17 protein-coding genes are annotated in these 20753 nt (G+C 67.0%); 4 read left to right on the forward strand and 13 right to left on the reverse strand.

Features of this window, described 5'->3' with window-relative positions:
- Positions 1-85: 85 nt before the first annotated feature.
- From OVY01_RS12550 to OVY01_RS12580, 7 genes are all read right to left on the reverse strand, one after another.
- Positions 86-2467, reverse strand: a complete 2382-nt coding sequence (locus OVY01_RS12550) for an AsmA family protein (RefSeq protein ID WP_432422236.1) — start codon at positions 2465-2467, stop codon at positions 86-88.
- Between the two features lie 105 nt (positions 2468-2572).
- Entirely contained in the window at positions 2573-4540 is a 1968-nt protein-coding gene (locus OVY01_RS12555) for a hybrid sensor histidine kinase/response regulator (RefSeq protein WP_267847936.1), read from the reverse strand.
- Between the two features lie 10 nt (positions 4541-4550).
- On the reverse strand, positions 4551-5015 hold the full coding sequence (locus OVY01_RS12560) for a response regulator (protein WP_267848074.1): 465 nt from the start codon (positions 5013-5015) through the stop codon (positions 4551-4553).
- A gap of 59 nt (positions 5016-5074) precedes the next feature.
- Complete coding sequence (locus OVY01_RS12565) at positions 5075-7555, reverse strand: ATP-binding protein (RefSeq protein ID WP_267847937.1); 2481 nt, start codon at positions 7553-7555, stop codon at positions 5075-5077.
- A gap of 7 nt (positions 7556-7562) precedes the next feature.
- Positions 7563-8144, reverse strand: coding sequence for a biliverdin-producing heme oxygenase (locus OVY01_RS12570; protein ID WP_267847938.1), 582 nt, complete (start codon positions 8142-8144; stop codon positions 7563-7565).
- Positions 8145-8275: 131 nt separating this feature from the next.
- Positions 8276-9133 (reverse strand): non-homologous end joining protein Ku, encoded by an 858-nt coding sequence (ku, locus tag OVY01_RS12575; protein WP_267848075.1) that lies wholly within the window; start codon positions 9131-9133, stop codon positions 8276-8278.
- A 153-nt stretch (positions 9134-9286) separates the two neighbouring features.
- Positions 9287-11191 (reverse strand): ATP-binding response regulator, encoded by a 1905-nt coding sequence (locus tag OVY01_RS12580; protein ID WP_267847939.1) that lies wholly within the window; start codon positions 11189-11191, stop codon positions 9287-9289.
- Positions 11192-11394: 203 nt separating this feature from the next.
- Between OVY01_RS12580 and OVY01_RS12585 the strand changes: the two genes are divergently transcribed.
- Positions 11395-11793, forward strand: coding sequence for a VOC family protein (locus tag OVY01_RS12585; RefSeq protein ID WP_267847940.1), 399 nt, complete (start codon positions 11395-11397; stop codon positions 11791-11793).
- Between the two features lie 101 nt (positions 11794-11894).
- Positions 11895-12743: a phosphoserine phosphatase SerB gene (serB, locus tag OVY01_RS12590; RefSeq protein WP_267847941.1), complete on the forward strand. Its 849-nt coding sequence runs from the start codon at positions 11895-11897 to the stop codon at positions 12741-12743.
- A gap of 96 nt (positions 12744-12839) precedes the next feature.
- Here serB and OVY01_RS12595 read toward each other — a convergent pair whose 3' ends face one another.
- Both OVY01_RS12595 and OVY01_RS12600 read right to left on the reverse strand, forming a co-directional pair.
- Complete coding sequence (locus tag OVY01_RS12595) at positions 12840-14036, reverse strand: cystathionine beta-lyase (protein ID WP_267847942.1); 1197 nt, start codon at positions 14034-14036, stop codon at positions 12840-12842.
- Positions 14033-14653 (reverse strand): hypothetical protein, encoded by a 621-nt coding sequence (locus OVY01_RS12600; RefSeq protein ID WP_267847943.1) that lies wholly within the window; start codon positions 14651-14653, stop codon positions 14033-14035. Before OVY01_RS12600 ends, OVY01_RS12595 begins: the two co-directional genes overlap by 4 nt.
- Positions 14654-14859: 206 nt before the next feature.
- On the opposite strand from OVY01_RS12600, the gene OVY01_RS12605 reads away from it, so the two are divergent.
- On the forward strand, positions 14860-15285 hold the full coding sequence (locus OVY01_RS12605) for a hypothetical protein (protein ID WP_267847944.1): 426 nt from the start codon (positions 14860-14862) through the stop codon (positions 15283-15285).
- A gap of 10 nt (positions 15286-15295) precedes the next feature.
- On the opposite strand, the gene rimO is transcribed toward OVY01_RS12605, so the two are convergent.
- The 4 genes from rimO to OVY01_RS12625 form a co-directional block, all read right to left on the reverse strand.
- Positions 15296-16660 (reverse strand): 30S ribosomal protein S12 methylthiotransferase RimO, encoded by a 1365-nt coding sequence (gene rimO, locus OVY01_RS12610; RefSeq protein WP_267847945.1) that lies wholly within the window; start codon positions 16658-16660, stop codon positions 15296-15298.
- Between the two features lie 131 nt (positions 16661-16791).
- The gene (locus OVY01_RS12615; RefSeq protein ID WP_267847946.1) at positions 16792-17532 is read right to left on the reverse strand and encodes a 3-ketoacyl-ACP reductase; all 741 of its coding nucleotides are present in this window, start codon (positions 17530-17532) and stop codon (positions 16792-16794) included.
- A gap of 89 nt (positions 17533-17621) precedes the next feature.
- Positions 17622-18587: a peptidoglycan editing factor PgeF gene (gene pgeF, locus OVY01_RS12620; protein ID WP_267847947.1), complete on the reverse strand. Its 966-nt coding sequence runs from the start codon at positions 18585-18587 to the stop codon at positions 17622-17624.
- 24 nt (positions 18588-18611) lie between these two features.
- A complete protein-coding gene (locus OVY01_RS12625; protein ID WP_267847948.1) occupies positions 18612-19919 on the reverse strand; it encodes an RluA family pseudouridine synthase in 1308 nt (435 codons plus the stop codon).
- A 15-nt stretch (positions 19920-19934) separates the two neighbouring features.
- On the opposite strand from OVY01_RS12625, the gene OVY01_RS12630 reads away from it, so the two are divergent.
- Complete coding sequence (locus tag OVY01_RS12630; protein ID WP_267847949.1) at positions 19935-20744, forward strand: outer membrane protein assembly factor BamD; 810 nt, start codon at positions 19935-19937, stop codon at positions 20742-20744.
- Positions 20745-20753: the final 9 nt, after the last annotated feature.

The following is a 20753-nucleotide window of genomic DNA, read 5'->3' on the forward strand; positions in this document are numbered from 1 at the left end:
GCCCCCATGCAAAAGGCATCCCGCGGGATGCCTTTTTCGTTTTCGGAACCGCTCGTCGGATGCGGGCAGTGCCCGCATCGACGCATTACTTCGCCGTCTTTCCCGTCACGGCACGTACCGTGGCATCGGCTGCGTGCGGCGACATCTTCTGTCCCGGCGGCGGCGCTTTCGTGCTCTTGTTCATCGCCGCCAGCAACTGGCTGCACGGCGTGTCGGTGTTATGGCTGGGCGAGAGCAATGGAATCAGCGCCGCGAACGGGTTGATCAGCCCCAGCACGATCGCGCCCGCGCCCTTGAGCGCGAGCGGCACGGGATTCACGCCGATGCTCGGCTTCTTGAAGGTGCCTTTCACATACAGGGGCGAGCGCAACGAAAACACCCGGAAGCCCTTCGTGTGCGGATGCACGCCCAGGTCCATCGTCTCGGACTTCAAATCGATCGAGCCGTCGACATTGATCACCGCGTCGTCGGTATCCACGATGAACACCTTGGAATCGAGCTTGCCGTTGGTCACGACAAAATCGGATGCCGCGCAATTGATCTTCACGTCGCGGTTGCCGAAAAGCTTCTCCACCACCGCGTTGGCGATATTCAGTCCCGCCGCCTCCATCAGGAACGCGCTGACCGCGCCTTGATTGACCAACAGCTTGATTTCACCATTCGACGAGGCGGCCAACGCCGCGGGAGAATTGCCCGTGGCGGACAATGCGCCTTCGCCATTGATCTCGCCCAACGCTTGCTGCATCGTCTTCGACGTCGGGAAGAGTTGCTTGAGCTTGACGTGCCGCGCGCCCAGCGACATCTTCGCCTTCAACGGCGTGGTGCTGCCGTCCAGGTTGATATCGGACGTGATGTTGCCGCCCGCGACGCCGAAACGCAGCGGCACCAGTTTCAGCACGCCGTCGGTCATGATCACGTGGGTGTACAGATCCGTGATCGGCAGATCCTTGTCGCGCAGGATGCGTTTCCCGGTGAACTCGACGTTGGCATCGATCGCCTTCCAGCGGTCCGTGCGGAACTCCTCGACCGGCAGGGCCTTGTCCGCCGGCTGCTTGGTCGTCGCGCCGCGCACCTCCTTGCTCTTGTTCGAATCCGCGCCAATCAGCGGTGCGAGGTCGGAGAACTGCAGCAGGTGCGACACCAGCGCGCCGGAGAGCCGGGGGCGCGGCTTCACGCCCTCATACACCAGCGTACCGTTCAGATCGCTGCCACCCACGCGCCCGGTGAAATTCTGGTAGCGGAAGATGTCGCCACTCTTCTTGAATTCGCCCACCAACCGGCCTTCCGTCGCGAACGGCGGCGATGACGGCAGCGTGACGCCCGTGAGCGCATACAGGTGCGACAGGCTCGTGCCCTGCAGCCACAGCCGAAGATCCAGCGACGCCAGATGAACCGGATCGGTCAGCGTCCCCACCAGCGCGATGCGCGTGTCGCCGATCTTCACGTCCGCCTGCAGCGGGAACGGACGGGTCGCGTCGCGCAGCGACAATACCTCGCCCAGCTTGCCGGAGCCGCTGACGGGCGTACCGTTGTACTTGCCGGCGATCGTCCACGCGATCTTGTACGGATCGATCGACTGCGGGGCCACCCGGGCCACCGCGGCCGACGATGCGCTGGCGACAGCGGACGCGCTCGCCGTGCCGCTCGCTCCGGATGCCGTCTGCGCCATCGCGCCCGACACCGCTTCGGCCGCCGACGCGGCGCTGGTGGCAGAGGCCGCCTGCGCCTGCGACGCCTCGTTGGCCACCGCGGCCTTGCGGAACTGCGCCGCGCCCTGCTTGCCGACCACGCCCGCGGATTCGTCGCGCGCGACGGTGGACTGCTGCTTGAGCACGTCGCCAAACGGAATCGGATTGCCAAGCGTGTCGATCGTGGCGTTCAGGTCGGCCTTGCGGCTCTCCTCCAGCAATGCCACCTTGCCGGTGCCGAACGTGATGTCGTGCAGGTCCACGCTCCAGGCGCTCGGCTGGCCGCTGCTCTTGGTCGCGAAAGTATAGTTGTTGCGGCCGTCGAGCTTGCGTTCGATGTCCACCACCGGATTGCTCAGCGCGATCGTTGGAATGACCACATGCTTGACCAGCAACGGCGGGATGGCGATATCGAAGTCGACCTGGTCGACGCTCGCCATGCTCGGCGTGCGCGCCCAGTCGGTATTGGCGAGGGTGATGTTCTTGGCGCGCACATGCGGCCAGGGAATCCAGCCGCGCCAGCCGGGCGCGTCAGGTGGGTGCCGCCAGCGCACGCTCAGATCGCCATTGATCGCGAAGGGCCGGCCCAGTTCGTCGGACACCTTGTGATTGATCCAGGGACGCGCCCGGTTCCAGTCGAAGAACGCCACGAAAAGCGCTACCGCGACGATCAAGATCAGCAGCACGCCGACGACCCACGCCAGAATCTTCAATGCCAGTCTGCCGCCCGAGCGTCGTGCCACGGGTGTGTCCTGTGCCGGCCTGTTTTTCATTCCCATCCCCTCCGCTAATAGTGCGCGCAGTCCATGCAATTTTCATGCCGTTGATCCCGAACGCGGGGCGGCATCCGCCCGTCGATCGCGTTTGCAGGCAGGACAAGCGTACTATTCGGTCGGGGGCACGCGTTTTTCGCGGGCAGCGGGACTTTGCGCGATCACGTCCAGCAAGGCTTCGAGCCGGTCGAAGTTTACCGGTTTTGTAATATGGTTCGCGAAACCCGCATCGCGACTGCGGCGGATGTCTTCTTCCATGCCGTAGCCCGTGATCGCGATGGACGGCGCGCCGTCCTGCACGCCGTTCCAGTACCGCACCACGTCGAGCCCGCTGCCGTCGGGCAGGCCGATGTCGCTGATCAGGACATCGTAGCGATCGGCGTCGGTCAGCACGCGCGCCGCGCCCACGCTCGCGGCAACCGCGACGCGATGGCCGAACACCTCGAGCAACTGGGCCATTGCCATCGACGTATGCACGTTGTCCTCGACGAGCAGGACGTTCAGTGCGCGGCTGGCGGCCGGGTCGACCACGCTCGCCGCCGGCGCGTCGCCCGTCAGCGGCGCCGCCTCGACCAGCGGCAGGGTCAGCGTGAAACAGGCGCCGCGGCCGCGGCCCGCGCTCGTCGCTTCGATCGTCCCGTCGTGCTTGAGCGCCAGCGTGTGCGCGATCGCGAGGCCCAGCCCGAGGCCGCCGAACGCCGGGCCGATCGACGCATCCGCCTGTTCGAACGCCGAGAAGATCCGCGACAGCGCGGCGGCGTCGATGCCGATGCCGGTATCGGTGACGCTGACGGCGATATGCACCGGATCGGGATTGTGCATTTCGATGCGGATCGCGCCATCGCTCGGCGTGAATTTCACGGCGTTCTTGACGATGTTCCAGAGGATCTGCTGCAGCCGCGCGGCGTCGCCCATGACCGTCGTGTCGCGCGCCCGCAGGCGGGTATCGATATGCAGCCGCTTCGCATCGATGTCGACCGACGACATGTCGACCGCGCTGTCGAGCAGGGTCGCGAGGTTGACCTGCGCGAAATTCAGACTCAGCTTGCCGCGCGCGATGCTGGTGAGGTCGAGCAGGTCATCGATCAGTCGGGCCTCGAGTTCCACATTGCGGCGGATCACCTCCAGCGTGTGCTGCAAATCCTGCGGCAGGCGTGTCTTGAGCTGGATGAGCCGGACCGCGGCGAGAATGGGCGTGAGGGGGGTACGCAGCTCATGCGACAGCACGGCGAGAAAATGGTCCTTCGCGCGGTTCGCCGTCTCGGCCTGCTCCTTCGCCAGACGCAGCGCGTCCGCGGCGACGCGCGCCTCGGTGGTGTCGCGGATGATTTTCGAGAAACCGGTCAGCGCGCCCTGTTCGTCGCGCATCGCCGTGGTGACCCCGGAGCCGAAAAAGGTCCGTCCGTCCTGGCACACCAGCCAGCGGTCGTCGCCGCAGCTGCCGGCGCGTTGCGCCTGCGACAGCTCGTGCGCGAAGACCCCTTGCGCGCGATCGTCCGCGGACAACAGGAAGTCCGCGCTGCGGCCGAGCACCTCGTGCGCCGCATAGCCGAGAATGCCCTGCGACGCGGCGTTCCAGGTGCGTACCCGACCGTCGACGTCCAGCGTCATCACCGCATAGTCCCGCAGTGCATCGATCACCATCCCGAACTGCGTTTCAGTCTCGCGCAGCTGCCGTTCCGCCTGGATGCGGTGACGGCGTTCGTCGCGTTCGGTCAGCGCACGGCGCACCACCGGCGGCAGGCGCTGCAAGCGCTGTTTGAGAACGTAGTCGGTCGCGCCCTGCTTGAGCATGTCGACCGCATGCTCCTCGCCCAGCACGCCGGAGACGACCACGAAAGGCAGTTCCGAGGAAAACGCGCGGGCGAGCGCCAGCGCCTCGCTGCCCGAGAACGACGGCAGCACGAAATCCGCGAGCACGATATCGAATTCGGTCTGCGCCAGCTGCGCGGAGAAATCGGCGGCATTGTCGACGGTCGTGACATCGTAGACGAAACCCGCGGCGTCCAGACGCGCGAGCGTCAGTTCCGCGTCGAGCGGACTGTCCTCGACGAGCAAGACCCTCAGCCGTTGCGTCACCGTCGCGCCCTCACCCGAGACTGGGTTTGCGCTCGACGCGCGCCGAGCCGGGCGGCGGCTCGTTGAGCATGGCCCAGAACATGCCGAGATCGGAAATCGCGTCGACGAATTCCTTGAAGACCACCGGTTTCACGACATAGGCGTTCACGCCCAGCTCATAGCTGCGCACCAGATCCTGCTCCTCCCTCGAGGAGGTCAGCATGACCACGGGAATGCTCTTCAGCTCGGGGGTGGTGCGGATATGTTCCAGCACCTCCAGGCCGTCGATCCTCGGCAGCTTCAGGTCGAGCAGGATGACCGCGGGATGCCCCGCGGGCCGCCCCGCCCAGTTGCCCGCCGCGCTCAGGTATTCGATCGCCTCGACGCCATCGCGCGTGACCACGACCTGGTTGGCGAGCTGGCTGCGCTCGAGCGCGACGAGCGTCAGCTCCAGGTCGCTCGGGTTGTCTTCGACGAGAAGAATCGGTTTGAGCATGGAACGGCCGGAATGGGAAGATGACATGGAAAGGTCGGCTGGGGGCATGTACCGCAACGCTACGCGAGAGGCCGGGCCGAAGGCGCCGACACGGCAGGCACCTTCGGCATCGAGAAAAAGAATGTCGCGCCCTTGTCCGGCTCGCCTTCGGCCCAGGTGCGGCCATCGTGTCGTTCGATGATACGCCGTACATTGGCGAGGCCGATGCCGGTACCTTCGAACTCGTCCGCCCGATGCAAGCGCTGGAACACCCCGAAGAGCTTGCCGACATAGCGCATGTTGAATCCCACCCCATTGTCGCGGATCGACACGATATGCTCGCGAGCCGTTTCGCGCGCCTCGATCGCGATCGTCGCCTGTGCGCGCGTCTTCGAGTACTTGACCGCATTCGACAGCAGATTGCGAACCGCCAGTATCAGGAAGGCGGCATCGCCCGTCACCGTCGGCAACGGACCGATCTGCCACGTGATGGCGCGTCCCGGGTTTTCCGCTTCGAGTTCGCGAATCACCGCGTCGACCATGGCCCGCACGCTGACCGGCGCGGGCCGCAGCGCGGCGCGTCCCATCTGCGAGAACGACAGCAGATCGTCCACCAGCGTGCCGGCGAGTTTCGCCGAATCCACGATGTTCTGCAGAAAACGCGCGCCACGCTCCGACAACCGGTCGATCTCCTGCTCGCGCAGCAAGTCGCCATAGCCGACGATATGCCGCAGCGGCGCGCGTAGGTCGTGCGAGACCGAGTACGAAAAAGCCTCCAGCTCCTTGTTGACGCGCCCGAGTTCGGCCGCGAGCTGCGCCATTTCCTCTGCGCGACGCAGGACGATACCCAGGATCGACGTGCGGAAATCCAGCGCGATGTTGATTTCGCTGTCGTGCCAGCGCCGCGAGCGGTGCCGCACCGTCTGCCGCCAGGTCTCGAAACTCTCGCGCGGCGAAACCCGCAGATTCCCCGCGGACGCCGGCGTGCAGGCGTTCGCCGCAGTGTCGGCGGCGGCGTCGGTGTCGGCCGCGACGACCACCTTGCGCGGGTCGCCCGCCCAGGCGATGGTGCGCACCACCTCGGGCCGGAACCACAGGACGAAATGACGATGGATCTTCGAGATCTGCACAGCCAGCACGCCGCTGGCCGAGGCGGCCCAGTCCGGTACGTCATCCCCCTCTTCCCACGACAACAGTTCCGACATCGTATCCGTGTGGAATACGTCGCGGCTCGACGATGTGGCGATGTAGTCGACGATGCGCTGGATCACGGCGGTATCCGGCGTGACGCCGACGGTGACGATCCGCCCGGCGTACACGACGGCCGCCCCGTGCGCGGACATGAAGCGCAACAGCGCCACCGGCGAGGACACGATGCTGGTGGTGAAATCGTCGCGATCGGACATCGCAGAAATCAATTCGACCAGCATCTTGCGCAGTCCGAGCCGGTATCCCGCCTCGGCGCTCTCCTCTTTCGCCGCGACCTGCAACGACAGCACTTCGCAGAGGTGCTCGCACGCGGCGCGCGCTTCGAAGCCAACCTGCCGCGCGCTGGCATGGTGGCAGGAGATCAGGCCCCAGAGTTTGCCGCGTACGACGATCGAGATCGACATCGAACTCGCGGTACCCATATTGCGCATGTACTCGAGATGCACGGGCGAGACGCTGCGCAGCGCGGCATAGGACAGATCGGTCGGCGCACCGGTTTCCGGATGATGGGCGGGAATCAACGGCGCGGGAACGTAGGCGGCATCGGCGATGAGGCGGATGTGATTGAGCAGATACAGCTCGCGCGCCTGCTTCGGGATGTCCGCCGCCGGGAAGAAATGATCGAGATACGACGCGTACTCCGGATCGCGATCCTCGGCCAGCACCTGGCCATGGCCGTCCTCGTCGAAACGATAGACCAGCACGCGGCCGTAGCCGGTGATCCTGCGCACCTCGCGTGCCGCCAGATCGAGCAGTTGCTGCAAGGTATCGGCGTCTTCCAGCCGCTGGACGAAGGTGCGGACCAGCGCGTAGATCGGGCTGAAGACATTGCCGACATGGGCGGTCGGTTCGATCTCGAGCAACAGCACGCCGGCGTGCGAGTGCAGCAGCATATCCAGCATGCGCTCGCCGCGCGGGCGTTGCGCCGCCTGCGCGCCCTCGCCGAACGTCATGTCGCCATCGGCATCCGCCGCGAGCCGGGTGCCGTTGCCACGCGTCCAGGCCACGCGACCGATGTACAGCGGCTTGTCCTCGACGGCGACCGTTTCCAGGACTTCCGCGACCACGCGCGCGCCCGCCGCGCCGATCAGCGTTTCGACATGCCGCCCGAGCAGTGCCTCCGCCGCCTCGCCGGTCAGCTCGCCGACGTTGGCCGATGTCTGCACGACGCGCAGGTCCGCATCCAGCGCGACCAGATAGCCGTGCGGCTGGATCGCGCCCGGCACGCGGATCGGTTCCTGGTCGCACGCATCCAGCGCGGGAACCGGCAAGGTGTTGTAGGCGATCGATGCGATCGAAGCGCGCGGCGTGTGCGCCGCGACCGTGTCCGCCTGTCCTGTCAGCGATTTCATCGTATTCTCATGCCCGCGCCCGCGGCGCGAGCCAGACATGCAGCGCGGCGAAAGTTTCGCGAGCGGCGGCGACCGCGGCGGCGGCCTGTTCCGGTGCCACCTCTTCCGCCATGCGCACCTTGAAGGCGTTCCACATGCTGCCGGTATGCTCGCGGTAGGGATCGAAATACCCATACCCCAGGTGCTCGGACAAGCCAAAGCGGCGCGCCATCGCCGGGCCGATGAAACGTCCGCCGAGCGTCGAACCCTCCATGACGTACATCGAACCCAATGCACGCGGCAACGTGTCGAGCGCCGGCAGCGCCGTGCAAACGGGCAGCGCCGCGGGATCGCAGGCGCCGCCGCTCAAATGGCGCAGGTCCGCATCCAGCAGCGGCGTCTTCTCCCGCTCGCGCGCGAAATCGCCCAGCCGTTCGGGCAAAGCGACAGCCAGACGCGCCTCCCACGGCGCGACGAAACCGCGAAATCCTTCCAGCAACGCGACATAGGCAGGACGCGCCATTTCCGGACGGGCCAGATCGAGCGCGCGCTCGAGCGCCTCGTGCGCGTCGGCGGTGTCATTTTTGAGACGGGTTAGCAATTCGGTCATGCAGTATCGGAAGACGAGATGGCGGAAGCGCACCCTGCCACAAAACCTGCGTTTTGACGCTCGGTGGCGCGTACGGCATCGTACATCATAGCAATATTGCGTCTGCGCGGCTGCGTGGCGCGTGCACGGTGTCATGCGGATGCGCCCTTCGCCTCGCTCTCGGTGTCGCGCTTCGTCTTTTTTGCGCGAACCGGCGTCGCGGGCGCGCGCGCGCCGAGACTGCGGCGCAACAGTTCGCTCAGGTCGACGACGTTGTCCCGGCTCGCCGCCGCGGGTGGCTCCGGTGTTTCGAGCGCATGCGTCTTGCCCGCTTTTACCTTGCGCGCAACCAGGGCCAGGATGTCGTCATGGAAGGTGTCGTGGTATTGCGCGGGCTCCCATGCACTGCTCATCTCCTCGACCAGCCGCAGCGCCATGTCCACCTCCTTTGCGGTGACCCCTGCCCGGCCGACGTCTTCCGGCGGCAGCGTCAGGGCGGCGGGATCGCGCACCTCGCTGGCCCAGCGCAGGGTATTGAGCGCCAGGACCGGCCCCGACGGCACCAGCGCCGCGAGATGCTGCTTGCCATGCATCACGACATTTGCCACGCCGATCTTGCCGGCCCGTCGCAAGGCCTCGCGCAGCAGCGCGTAGACCTTGTCGCCGCCCTTGTCGGGCGCGAGGAAATACGGGGTGTCGAGGTACAGGAACGATATCTCCGCCGCATTGACGAAGGCGAGAATCTCCACCGTCTGGGTCGACGCGACGTTCGCGGCACGGATCTCCTCGTCCGATAGCACCACGTATTCGCCTTTGCGGTGTTCGATGCCGCGCACGATGTCTTCCTTCGCCACTTCCTCGCCGGTCGCCTTGTTGATCTTGCGATAGCCGATCGGATCGAACGTGCGCCGGTCGAGCAGATCGAATCCGACCCCGACGTGCGCGGTGGCGGGATAGAGCCGTACCGGGACATGCACCAGCCCGAAGCTCACGGCGCCCTTCCAGATCATGTGCGGCGTGCCGTTATCGGCGACCGGTGCGAGGCCTTTTTTGCCCGGTGCCCTGGCCTTTTTCACGGGTGCCACCGCCTTTTCGCCCGATGCCGCCGCCTTTTCCCTGCCGCCTTGACTGCTGGCCATGCGCGTTTCCTCAGAGTGAACGATTCATTTTCCGGCAAGCGCGGCGACGGCGCCCAGCAAACGCGTCGGATCGACCGGTTTCGAGAAGTGCAGCGCATAACCGCGCGACAGCGCCCGGTCGCGGTCCTCCCGCTGCGCGAACGCCGTCACCGCAATGGCGGCCAGCCGTTCCTGCGGCTCGACCCCGCGATTCTCCTCCCACTGGCGAATGCGCAGAAGCGTCACATAGCCGTCCTCGTCCGGCATCGCGATATCGCAGATCAGGATGTCGGGCTCGTGCTGCGGACCGCGGGCCTCGAGCTGGGCGATCGCATCGCGTCCCGATTCCGCCGCCAGGACCTCGGCGCCGCTTTGTTCCAGCACCGCCGTGAGCGATTCGCGTACCTCTTGCTGATCGTCGATCACCATGACCGCTATGCCGGCGAGCGAGGGGAAGGCCTGCGTCGGCGCCACGTGCCGGGCAGCGGCGGCACGATGCTCGCCCAGTGTCGGCAGCGTCAGCGTGAAACGGGCGCCGTGGGATTCGCCCTCGCTTTGCGCCAGCAGTTCGCCGCCGTGCAGTTCGGCCAGTTGTCGCGCGACCGGCAGGCCAAGGCCGAAACCGTCGCTGCGACGCGTCGTGGACTGGTCGACCTGCGCGAACGTGCGAAAAATGCCGGGCAGCAGAGCCGGCGCGATGCCCACGCCATCGTCCTCGACGCTCAAGGCGACGAACGCGCCGCCCGGCACATCCGGCAGCCGCGCGATCGACCGGCCCGCGTCGGGGTCTGCGACCTCGCGCTGCGGACGTTGCGCCGTCTGCACCCGCACGCGAATGACCCCGCCAGCGGTGCTGAACTTGATCGCGTTGCCAAGCAACTGGGACACGATCTGCGTGACACGCTCGACGTCGCCCGTTACCGTCTGCCAGTCGGGCAGGGAAGCGGGAACGCCACGACGGCGATCCGGCGCGGTGAAGGCGGTGACGGTTTCCTGTTCGGCTGCCTGCACGCCCGCGCCCTCACCGCCAGCATCGGCGTCGGCCCGCGGTGCAATCACGATACGTTCGACCGTCAACTGCTTTTTTTCCAGTTCCGGCGCCAGGGTGCGCAGCGTCGCCTCCACCGTGTCGCCGAGACGGAACGTGGCATAGCGCAGATGTACGTCGCCGGCGAGAACCCGCGCCGCGTCGATCAGGGTATCGACCATTTCGACCTGCCGCTCGACACCCGCCGTAATGCCGGCCAGTGCGCGGTCCGCCTGGGGCAGCGCCGCCGGTGGCAAGTGGGAGGCCTCCAGCGATTGTCGCAGGACATGCGTCCAGCTGCGGATCGAGGACAAGGGCGAACGCAGTTCGTGCGACACTATCGCGAGCAGTTCGCGACGCATGCGCTCGACCGCCGATTCGCCGGGGTGCAGCGTCATCGTCTGGGCATGCGGGACCGGAGCGTCGGTTTGCTGCCCGCCGGAACCCGATCCGGTTGCCTTGGCGTCGTCGCAAGGCTGCGACATCAGGATGACGCCGGCGAGGCGGCCGTCGGCGTCGGTGAACGGGGTCAGGGAAAGCTGCAGGGAGATCGTGTCCTGGCATAGTGAAAAACGCAGGATATCGCCCTGCATCACTGCGTACAGCGCCTCATGACTGATCGGCAGCGCATGAAGCGTGGCATGGGTGGCGGCATTGCGCACGCCCATCGTCTGCGACAGGACGTCGAGCAGCGCCGCATGCAGGGTCGGCAAGTCGCCATCGACGAAATGCATCGCGTAGCCGGGGCGGATTTCCTGGACAGGCTCGGCCAGGGCAACGGCGTCGGACGGTGACGCCGGGGCCGACGCAGCGTCCGGAAAAGGCAGTGACGCGGCGATCGACGCGTCGGAGGTATCGCCATCCGCCAACGTGGCGACGGATGCCGGGGCGAGCACGAAAATGTCGGTGTGTACCTTGCGCATGGTCTGGAGAGCCGGTGGTGTCGGTGCCTTTCCGAGCGAAGTGGGAATACGGCGATACATGCAGTGCAGTTCGAGTAATGCTGCGTAACCAGCACGGAGTAACTAGCACGGAGCATGCCCAGAACCTCGCCGCCATACCGCCCGGGCTTATCCGAGGCAACCGCGCAGGTCATGCCACCGCTCGCTTTTTTCGGGAAACCATCATGCCCTTCATCGAACACCTCGATCATCTCGTCCTGACCTGCGTGGATCTCGACGCCACGAAACGTTTCTATACGTTCGTCATGCAGATGCGGCTCGAAACATTCGGCGAAGGCCGCGTCGCCTTCCATTTCGGCGCGCAGAAGATCAATCTGCATGTGCGCGGCGCCGAGGTGTCGCCCCACGCCCACTTGCCGGCGCCGGGCGCGCTCGACCTGTGCTTCATCGCCAGCGTGCCGCTCGACGAGGTCATCACCCACCTGGGCCATTGCGGCTGGCCGATCGTCGAGGGCCCGGTCGAGCGAAACGGGGCGACGGGCAAACTGCGCTCCATCTACATTCGCGATCCGGACCTGAACCTCATCGAAATTTCGGAAGCCCTGGGCGCGCCGGCCGCCTGAGCGGCATGCAGGGCACGGCCGAGCGCTTACAATACGGGCTTCGCCACGTCACGGACCGGCCGCAGCGCCGGTCGCCGCGTCATTTCCCGCACCGCCACCCCATGACCGCCGCCACCAACCTCACCCTGCAAAGCCTCGTTCCGATCGCCGACGAGCATCTGGACCAACTGCGCCGCCTCTCGGGCGCGACCTCGCTGGTCGAAATCGACGCCACCGCCTGCCGGCTGATCGCCGCGCCGCTCGAACAGCGGGAGGCCGTGGCGCATTATTGCGCGGCCCACGCACTGGACCACGCCTATCTGCCGCCGTTGCGGCTCGCGGATTTCGGTCTGCTGGCGATGGACATGGATTCGACGCTGATCACCATCGAGTGCATCGACGAGATCGCCGACTTCTGCGGGTTGAAGGCCGAGGTCAGTGCGATCACCGAAGCCGCGATGCGCGGCGAGATCGGCGATTTCCGAGAAAGTCTGCGCCGCCGTGTCGCCCTGCTGGCGGGCCTGGACGCCAGCGTACTCGAACAGGTCTACGACGCGCGCGTGCGTCTCTCGCCCGGCGCGGAAACGATGCTTGCCGGCGTGCGCGACGCCGGGCTCGCGACGCTGCTGGTATCGGGGGGCTTTACATTCTTCACACGCCGGCTCAAGGCGCGGCTCGGCATCGAGGAGGCGCATGCGAATACGCTGGAAATCGTCGGCGGCAAGCTGACGGGCCGCGTGCTGGGCGAGATCGTCGACGGCGAGGTCAAGGCGCGGCATGTCCTCACCGCCTGCAAGGCGCTGGGCATCGACGGGCGGCAGGCGATCGCCATGGGCGACGGTTCGAACGATCTGCCGATGATGCGCGTGGCGGGCCTGTCGGTCGCCTTTCGCGCGAAGCCCGTCGTGCGGGCCGGCGCGAGCGTGGCATTCGATCATGTCGGCCTGGACGGCCTGCTGCGGCTGTTCTGACGGGAACGCAAGGGCGTCGGCGTCGCACGATCGGCGCCGACGCACGCGGCGCCACGCGGCACCGGTGCGACGAACCACGCCGGTGCGGGCGACCGCTCAGGCGCCCAGGTGCTTCACCAGGCTCTGTTCGAGATCCGCGCGCAGGTCCTCGTCGCTCTCCAGGCCGACGAAGAAACGCACGAGGGTGCCCTTGTGCTCCCAGGCGCGCGCGGTGCGCATCGTGCCATCGAGTGCGTACGGCACGGCAAGACTATACGCGCCGCCCCAACTGAAACCGATCTTGAACAGCCGCAGGCCCTCGACGAAGGCATCGATCTGCCCGGGCGTGTAGGTCTCGTTGAACACCACCGAGAACAGGCCGCCCGCGTGACTGAAATCGCGGCGCCAGCAGGCGTGACCGGGGCAATCGGGCAGCCCCGGATGCAGCACCGCGCTGACTTCCGGGCGCAGCTTGAGCCAGGTGGCCAGTCCCAGCGCCGCGCGGTCGTGCGCGCCGTAACGCAATGCCAGCGTCGCCAGGCTGCGCAGCACCAGCGAACAATCGTCCTGCGACACCCCCAGGCCCAGCCGCATGCGCGCCAGCTTCAATCTGGCATGCAGGGCCGCGTCGCGCGTGATCAACGCGCCCATCAATACGTCGCTGCCGCCCGACTGGTATTTCGTCAGCGCCTGCATCGATATGTCGCAGCCATGATCGAAGGGTTTGAATCCCAGGCCGGCCGAATACGTATTGTCGATTGCGGTGACCGCGCCCGCTTCGCGGGCCACGGCGGTGATCGCCGGCACGTCGGGCACCTCCATCGTCACCGAACCGGGCGCCTCGATCCAGATCAGGCGCGTGTTGGGCTGGATCAGATCGCGGATGCCCGCGCCGATCATCGGATCGTAATACCGCACCGTGATGCCGAAATCACGCGCCAGCCAGTCGCCGTGATCGCGATTCGGCTGATAGGCATTGTCCGGCACCAGCACGTCGTCGCCCTGCTTCACCAGCGCGAAATAGACGTTCGATATCGCCGCGAGTCCCGAGGGCTGCAGCAGGCAGAATTCGCCGCCCTCGATCATCGCCAGCCGGCGCGCGAGCGTCGCCGAGGTCGGCGTCTGGTGCAGGCCATAGCGCCACTGATCGTCGCTGTGCAGATCGAAATCGCGCAGCGTCGCCAGATCGGGAAAGACCACGGTCGACGCGCGGTACACCGGCGTGGGAAAGGCCACGAAGCCCGATGCGAGGCCCACGTCCTCGTGCAACAACCGGGTCTGCAAATGTTCTGTGTCTGCTGGGAGTGCGCTCATGGCCGTCCTTGGCTATTGGCCGGGCGCGCGCGCCCCTGGCCGGATTGCATGTCTGTGCTGGAGGCGTCGTCGGCGCGCGCGGTCCCGGGCACCGGCCGGAGATCGAACGGCGTCGAGACCGATTCGTCGTTGTTCATGCGCTCGCCCGACAGGCTGCCGTCGGCCGCGTACAGGCCCACCCATTGACCGCTGATGCGCACGCCATCGTCCGACTCCTCGAGCGTGAGGGTCTCGCCGTCGCGCGCGCCCGCGATCAGGATCACCGCGCCGGGCCGGGCGTCGCCGTCGCCGGCGAGAAACGCATACTCGCCATTCAATCCCTCGGGGTCGTCCGGCTTGACGCCGATGCGCAGGACGATGCGGCGGCCACCCAGCGTGCCGCGATACTCGGGGTAGCGCGCGAACGCCGGGTCCGGCGACAGCGGCGCATGCGGAGCCGCCTCGCCGCCGGCCTGCGGCGCGGCGACCGGCGCCGCGTCGGGCGGGCCGTCCTGCGCGAATACCGGCGTCACAGCGAGCGCGGATCCGGCCATGGCGGCCAGCCACAGTCCAGCCCAGCGCCCTTTGCCCGGACGCCGCCCGGAACGGGGCCGCGATGCGCGATCGAATGAGGTCAAACGGGTTCCTTGGTTGGGCGCCGCGCGGTGCGATGCGCGTCGGCGCGACTGCCCGCTAGTATAGCGGCACCGGCCGACGACGGCTGCTGGTCGGGCCTGGCCCGATGCCGCGATACCCCGCGGATGTTACCGGGAGCGACAACGCGACGGCGGCGTCGCCCCCAGGGGGTATCATCGCCCTCTCGACGTTCTACAGGAAATCCTCGATGTCTTTGTCGATGTACGCGAAGTCCGCCACGCGCCGCGTGTCGCATCTGGGCGCCGCCGCCCTGCTGCTGTCCTGCGCGGCATGCAGCAGCTTCCACATTCCCTTCACGCGCGAGAAGGCGCCCGATCTGACGCCCGCGCGCGCTTCGGCCGAGAACATGATTCGCCTCGATGCGGCGACCCGTTCCGGCTGCGAGCGAGTGGACAACATCCAGCATCCGGACGGCGCGGCCGACCCGCGCGACCCGGCGCCGCAGCGCTGGATCGCGCGCACCTGCACCGGCGACATTTCCTACGACGTGGTGACCGTGCCCGGCGACAAGGGGCCGACGCTCAAGGTGACGCCGGTGCCAGGGCCGATGAACCGGCCGATCAACCCGAATTTCCGCCCGGCGCTGCCGGAAAACGACGCGCCGGCGAAGTGATCGCCCCGGATCAGACTTCGCCCCACAGGTCGTGTCCGTCGGCGCCGGTGATGCGCACCGACACGAAGTCTCCCGCCTTGTAGCGCTTGGAAGCCTTGGCCGGCGGCTCGATATACACCACGCCGTCGATCTCGGGCGCATCCGCGGCCGAGCGGCCCACGCCGCCGTTCGCCGTCACCTCGTCGACCAGCACCCGCACCACGCGGCCCACCCGGCGCTTCAACCTTTCGGCCGAGACACGCTCCGCCACGGCCATGAAGCGCGCGCGCCGCTCCTCGCGCACGTCGTCGGGCAAGGCGCCGGGCAGGTCGTTGGCGGTCGCGCCCTCGACCGGCGAATAGGCGAAGCACCCCACGCGGTCGATCTGCGCGACTTCGATGAAATCGAGCAGGGTCTGGAATTCTTCCTCGGTCTCGCCGGGAAAGCCGGCGATGAAGGTGCTGCGCACCGTCAGCTCGGGACAGACCTCGCGCCATTGGCGAATGCGCTCCAGCGTGCGCTCCGGATTGCCCGGGCGCTTCATGCGCCGCAGCACGTCCGGGTGTGCATGCTGCAACGGCACATCCAGATAAGGCAGGATCTTGCCCTCGGCCATCAACGGAATGATCTCGTCGACGTGCGGGTAGGGATAGACGTAATGCAGCCGCACCCAGCCGCCGTATTGCTGCGCCAACTCGCCCAGCGCCGTCGCCAGTTCGGTCATGCGCGTGCGGATCGGCCGCCCCTGCCAGAAGCCCGTGCGGAACTTCACGTCGACACCGTACGCGCTGGTGTCCTGCGAGATCACCAGCAGTTCCTTGACGCCCGACTTGAAGAGATTCTCCGCTTCCAGCATCACTTCGCCGATCGGTCGCGATACCAGGTCGCCGCGCATCGACGGGATGATGCAGAAGGTGCAGCGGTGATTGCACCCCTCGGAAATCTTCAGATACGCGTAGTGGCGCGGCGTGAGCTTCACCCCCGCGGCCGGCACCAGGTCCATGAAGGGGTCGTGGGGACGCGGCAGGTAATTGTGTACCGCCTGCATCACCTCGCCCATCGCGTGCGGGCCGGTCACCGCCAGCACGCGCGGGTGCACGTCGGTGATCAGGTTCGACCCGTCGGCGCTCGTTTTCGCACCCAGGCATCCGGTGACGATGACCTTGCCGTTTTCCGCGAGCGCTTCGCCGATCGCGTCGAGACTCTCCTGCACCGCCTCGTCGATGAAACCGCAGGTGTTGACGACGACCAGGTCCGCGCCCGCGTAGTTTCCGGCGATCTGATATCCCTCGGCGCGCAACTGGGTGATGATCTGTTCGGAATCGACCAGCGCCTTGGGGCAACCGAGCGAAACGAAACCGACCTTGGGCACGGCAGCGGAGAGGTTTTGGGACATGGTGGGAGCGGGTCCGGGCAGAGCCGAGAAGAAGCGATGGAAGAACAACCGCGCATTATAGCGGATAGTCGCGCGACGGGTGGCGGGGTCGGCCCGGGCACGTACCGCAGCCTCCCCCGCTCCACCCCGGTTCACCCCATGTGCAGGCCGCCGTTGAGCGAGAAATCCGCGCCGGTGGCGAAGCCCGCTTCGTCGGACGCGAGCCAGTTGACGATGCTGGCGATCTCGTCGGGCGAGCCCAGGCGCCGCACCGGGATCGTCTCGACCATCTTCTCCAGCGCATCGGGCCGGATCGAACGCACCATGTCGGTACCGATATAGCCCGGCGATACCGTGTTGACGGTCACCCCATAGTTGGCGACCTCCTGCGCGAGCGACATCGTAAAACCGTGGATGCCGGCCTTCGCCGTCGAATAATTGGTCTGCCCGAACTGTCCCTTCTGTCCGTTCACCGACGAGATATTGATGATGCGCCCCCAACCGCGCTGCACCATCGGCTCGATGACCTGCTTGGTCACGTTGAACAGACTGGTCAGATTCGTATCGATGACCGCGCTCCAGTCATCGCGCGTCATCTTGCGAAACACCACGTCGCGGGTGATGCCGGCGTTGTTGATCAGCACCACGACGTCGCCGACTTCCTGACGGATGCGATCGAATGCCGCCTTCGTGGAGTTCCAGTCGCCGACATTGCCCTCCGACGGGATGAACTCGAAACCCAGTTCCCGCTGCGTCGCAAGCCATTTGTCGCGGCGTGGCGAACTCGGCCCGCACCCGGCCACCACGGTGAACCCCGACTGGTGCAGACGTTGACAGATCGCGGTACCGATGCCGCCCATACCGCCTGTCACATAGGCGACGCGTCCAGACATTTTGTCTCCTTTTGCAAAGCTGTTGATGCCGCAGGAACGGCCGCTTCTTCATCATCCCAGATGCCGGGGCACCGGAGATTTTTTCCGTCTCATGGTTTTCCCGCAGACGATTCCCGCCAGATCAGCGCCGCGAAACGGCCCGTGCGGCCGTCGCGGCGATAGGAAAAGAAGCGATCCGCGTCCGTCCACGTACAGGCGTTCCCGCCGTGGATCGCGCTGGCCGCGACACCCGCGCGCAGCAGCCGGAGCCGCGCCAGCGCGGCCAGATCCGCCCGGAATTTCGGGGGGTGAACGACGGCGCCCGTCGTGACGGAATGCGCAACGGAATGCGCAACGGGAAGCGCGACGAAAGCCGCCATGCTCGCCTCCCGCTCTTCGGGCGGCGCCGCGTCCAGAAAGGCCGCACGCACTTCCGCGCCGACCTCGAACGCCAGCGGGCCGATCGCAGGCCCCAGGTAGGCCTGCAACGGCGCCCCCCGCGTCAGCCGCGCCATGGCCTCGACCGTGCGTTCGATGACCCCGCCGCACAAGCCGCGCCAACCTGCGTGCGCGGCCCCCACCGCCCGCCCGTCCCGGTCGCCGAGCAGTACGGGGAGGCAATCCGCCACCATGATCGCGCACACCACATCGGCGCGATCGGTGACCAGGGCGTCCGCGCGCGGCGGCACGGGCGCCGTCGCGGCGACGGCGGCGTCGATCACGTCCGTGCCGTGCACCTGGTCCAGCCAGGCGATCGTCCGGCCGCCCACGTGCGCCTGCACCCGAGCGCGGTTGGTCGCAACGGCGTGCGGATCGTCGCCGGTGTGAAACCCGAGATTCAGGCCCCCGCCCGCACCGGCACCGGCATCGGCACCAAACGGCGCAGCACCAAACGGCGCGGCGCTGCAACCGCCGTGACGCGTCGTCACGCAGGCGCTCACGTTCGGCAAAGCGGGCCAGTCGGGCGTCAGCACCGGCAGCGTTTCCCGGGCTGCGGATCCGTCCGGTCCGTCCTGTCCGTCCTGTCCGCGCTCGTGCCCGGCGGCGGGCGGGTTTCCCGCGGCGTCAGGTCGCATCGTGCACGACGGCGGCGCCGTGGCTCATGGCTTGTCTTCCCGACGCGCAGGGGGCTTGCCGTCTGCCGCCGCACCGAGTTCGTTGTCGAGTTCGTCATACGTCGCATCGTCAGCGCCGACATGGGTCGCGTCGTCGTCGCCGACGTCGTGGTCGTCGCCGTCCAGGTCGTCGTCGACGCCATCATCGCCGCCGATACCGAGATCGAGCTCCGCCTGCGCCGCGAGCCGCAGCAGGTCCGCCGGCGCCGGGGCGCGCCAGCTCAACATTTCGCCGCTATCGGGATGGCGCAGGCCCAGTTCGAACGCGTGCAGGGCCTGCCGCGCGAAACCGCTCGGCGCGGCCGGCGCCGCGGTCGTGCGCGTCGGTCCGCCGTATACCGGATCGCCCACCAGCGGATGACCGATATGACGGCAGTGCACCCGGATCTGGTGCGTGCGGCCGGTTTCCAGATCGCAGTGCAGCGCGGCCACCGCGCGCTCGCCGAGCCGTCCGGTCGAGACCGTTTCGAAATGCGTGCGCGCGGCCTTGCCGGCATTGCCGTGCACCACCGCCATCTTCATCCGGTCGCGCGGATCGCGGCCGATCGGCGCATCGATGGTGCCGTGCGACGGCGGATTGCCCCATACCGCGCAGACATAACGGCGCTTCACCGTGCGCGCCTGCAGCTGGCGCACCAGATCGGTCTGCGCGGTCAGCGTGCGCGCCACCACCATCAACCCCGACGTCTCCTTGTCGAGCCGGTGCACGATGCCTGCGCGCGGCAACGACGACGCCTGCTCGCCGTAGTGGTACAGCAGGCCGTTGAGCAGCGTGCCGGTCCAGTTGCCCGCGCCCGGATGCACGACCAGTCCGGCCGGCTTGTTGATCACGACCAGCGCGGCGTCCTCGTAGACGATGTCGAGCGGCACCGGCTCCGCGGTGAAGGCGAGCGTCTCGGGCGCATGCTGCGGCACGACCACCAGCAACGCATCGGCGGCGGCGCCCTGACGCGGCCTGGCGACCACGCCGTCGATCGTCACGCGCCCCGCTTCCAGCCAGGTCTGCAAGCGGCCGCGTGAAAAATCCGGAAACAATCGGGCGAGCACCTTGTCCAGGCGTTCGCCCGCGAGCGCCGCGGGGACATGGCCGCGCAACGGTTCGAGCGGTTCGAGCGGTTCGTTCAGCGGTCTGCGGCCGGTTCCCGGCAAGGGTGCGGAAGGCGGCGATACGGGGCTTTCGCCTGCGTCGAGCAGGTCGTCATCGGTGAACAGCGCATCCAACTCTTCGGCATTGCCGGTAATTGGATCGGAGGGGACGGGCGTTGGGCTATAATCGGCGGCTGATCGGGTCATTACGTAGGCGAGGAAATGCGAGCCCTGAATACTTTGAGAATAGTGGCACTGACCACTGCGGCGGCAATATTGGCCGGTTGTGGTGGCTTGCCGGAGAAATCCGACGAAACCGCAACCTGGCACACCGACAAATTATACTCGGAGGCGAAGGATGCCCTCGATAACGGTGACTGGGGCAAGTGCGCGAAGTATTACGAGACGCTGGAGGGACGCGATCCCTTCGGTCGGTTTGCACAGCAAGCGCAGCTCAACGTCGCCTATTGCGACTATCGCGACAACGACACGGACGCCGCCAACCAGGCCGTCGACCGCTTCATCAAGCTGCACCCGGATCACCCGAACGTCGATTACGCCTACTACATGAAGGGCCTGATCAACTTCAACGACGATCTCGGCCTGTTCGGGCGCTTCAGCGGCCAGGATCTCGCCGACCGGGACCCGAAGGCGCTGCACGATTCGTACGATGCGTTCAAGCAGGTTGTCGACCACTTCCCGCAAAGCCGCTACGCGCAGGACTCGGCCCAACGGATGCGCTACATCGTGAACGCGCTCGCGACGCACGAGGTGCACTCGGCGCAGTACTACTACAAGCGCGGCGCCTACGTCGCGGCGGTCAACCGCGCGCAAACGGCGTTGCAGAACTATCAGGGCGCGCCGGCGACCGAGGACGCGCTCGAGGTGATGGTGCAGTCGTACCGCGCGCTGGGCGAAACGCGTCTGGCGGACGACACGCAGCGCGTGCTCGCGGCCACCTTCCCGGCCAGCTATTACGTGACCGGACGGCGCGCCAACGCGGTCAGCAAGCCCTGGTATCAGATCTGGTAATGCGGATCG

The sequence above is a fragment of the Robbsia betulipollinis genome, from assembly GCF_026624755.1.
GTDB classification, from domain to species: Bacteria; Pseudomonadota; Gammaproteobacteria; order Burkholderiales; family Burkholderiaceae; genus Robbsia; species Robbsia betulipollinis.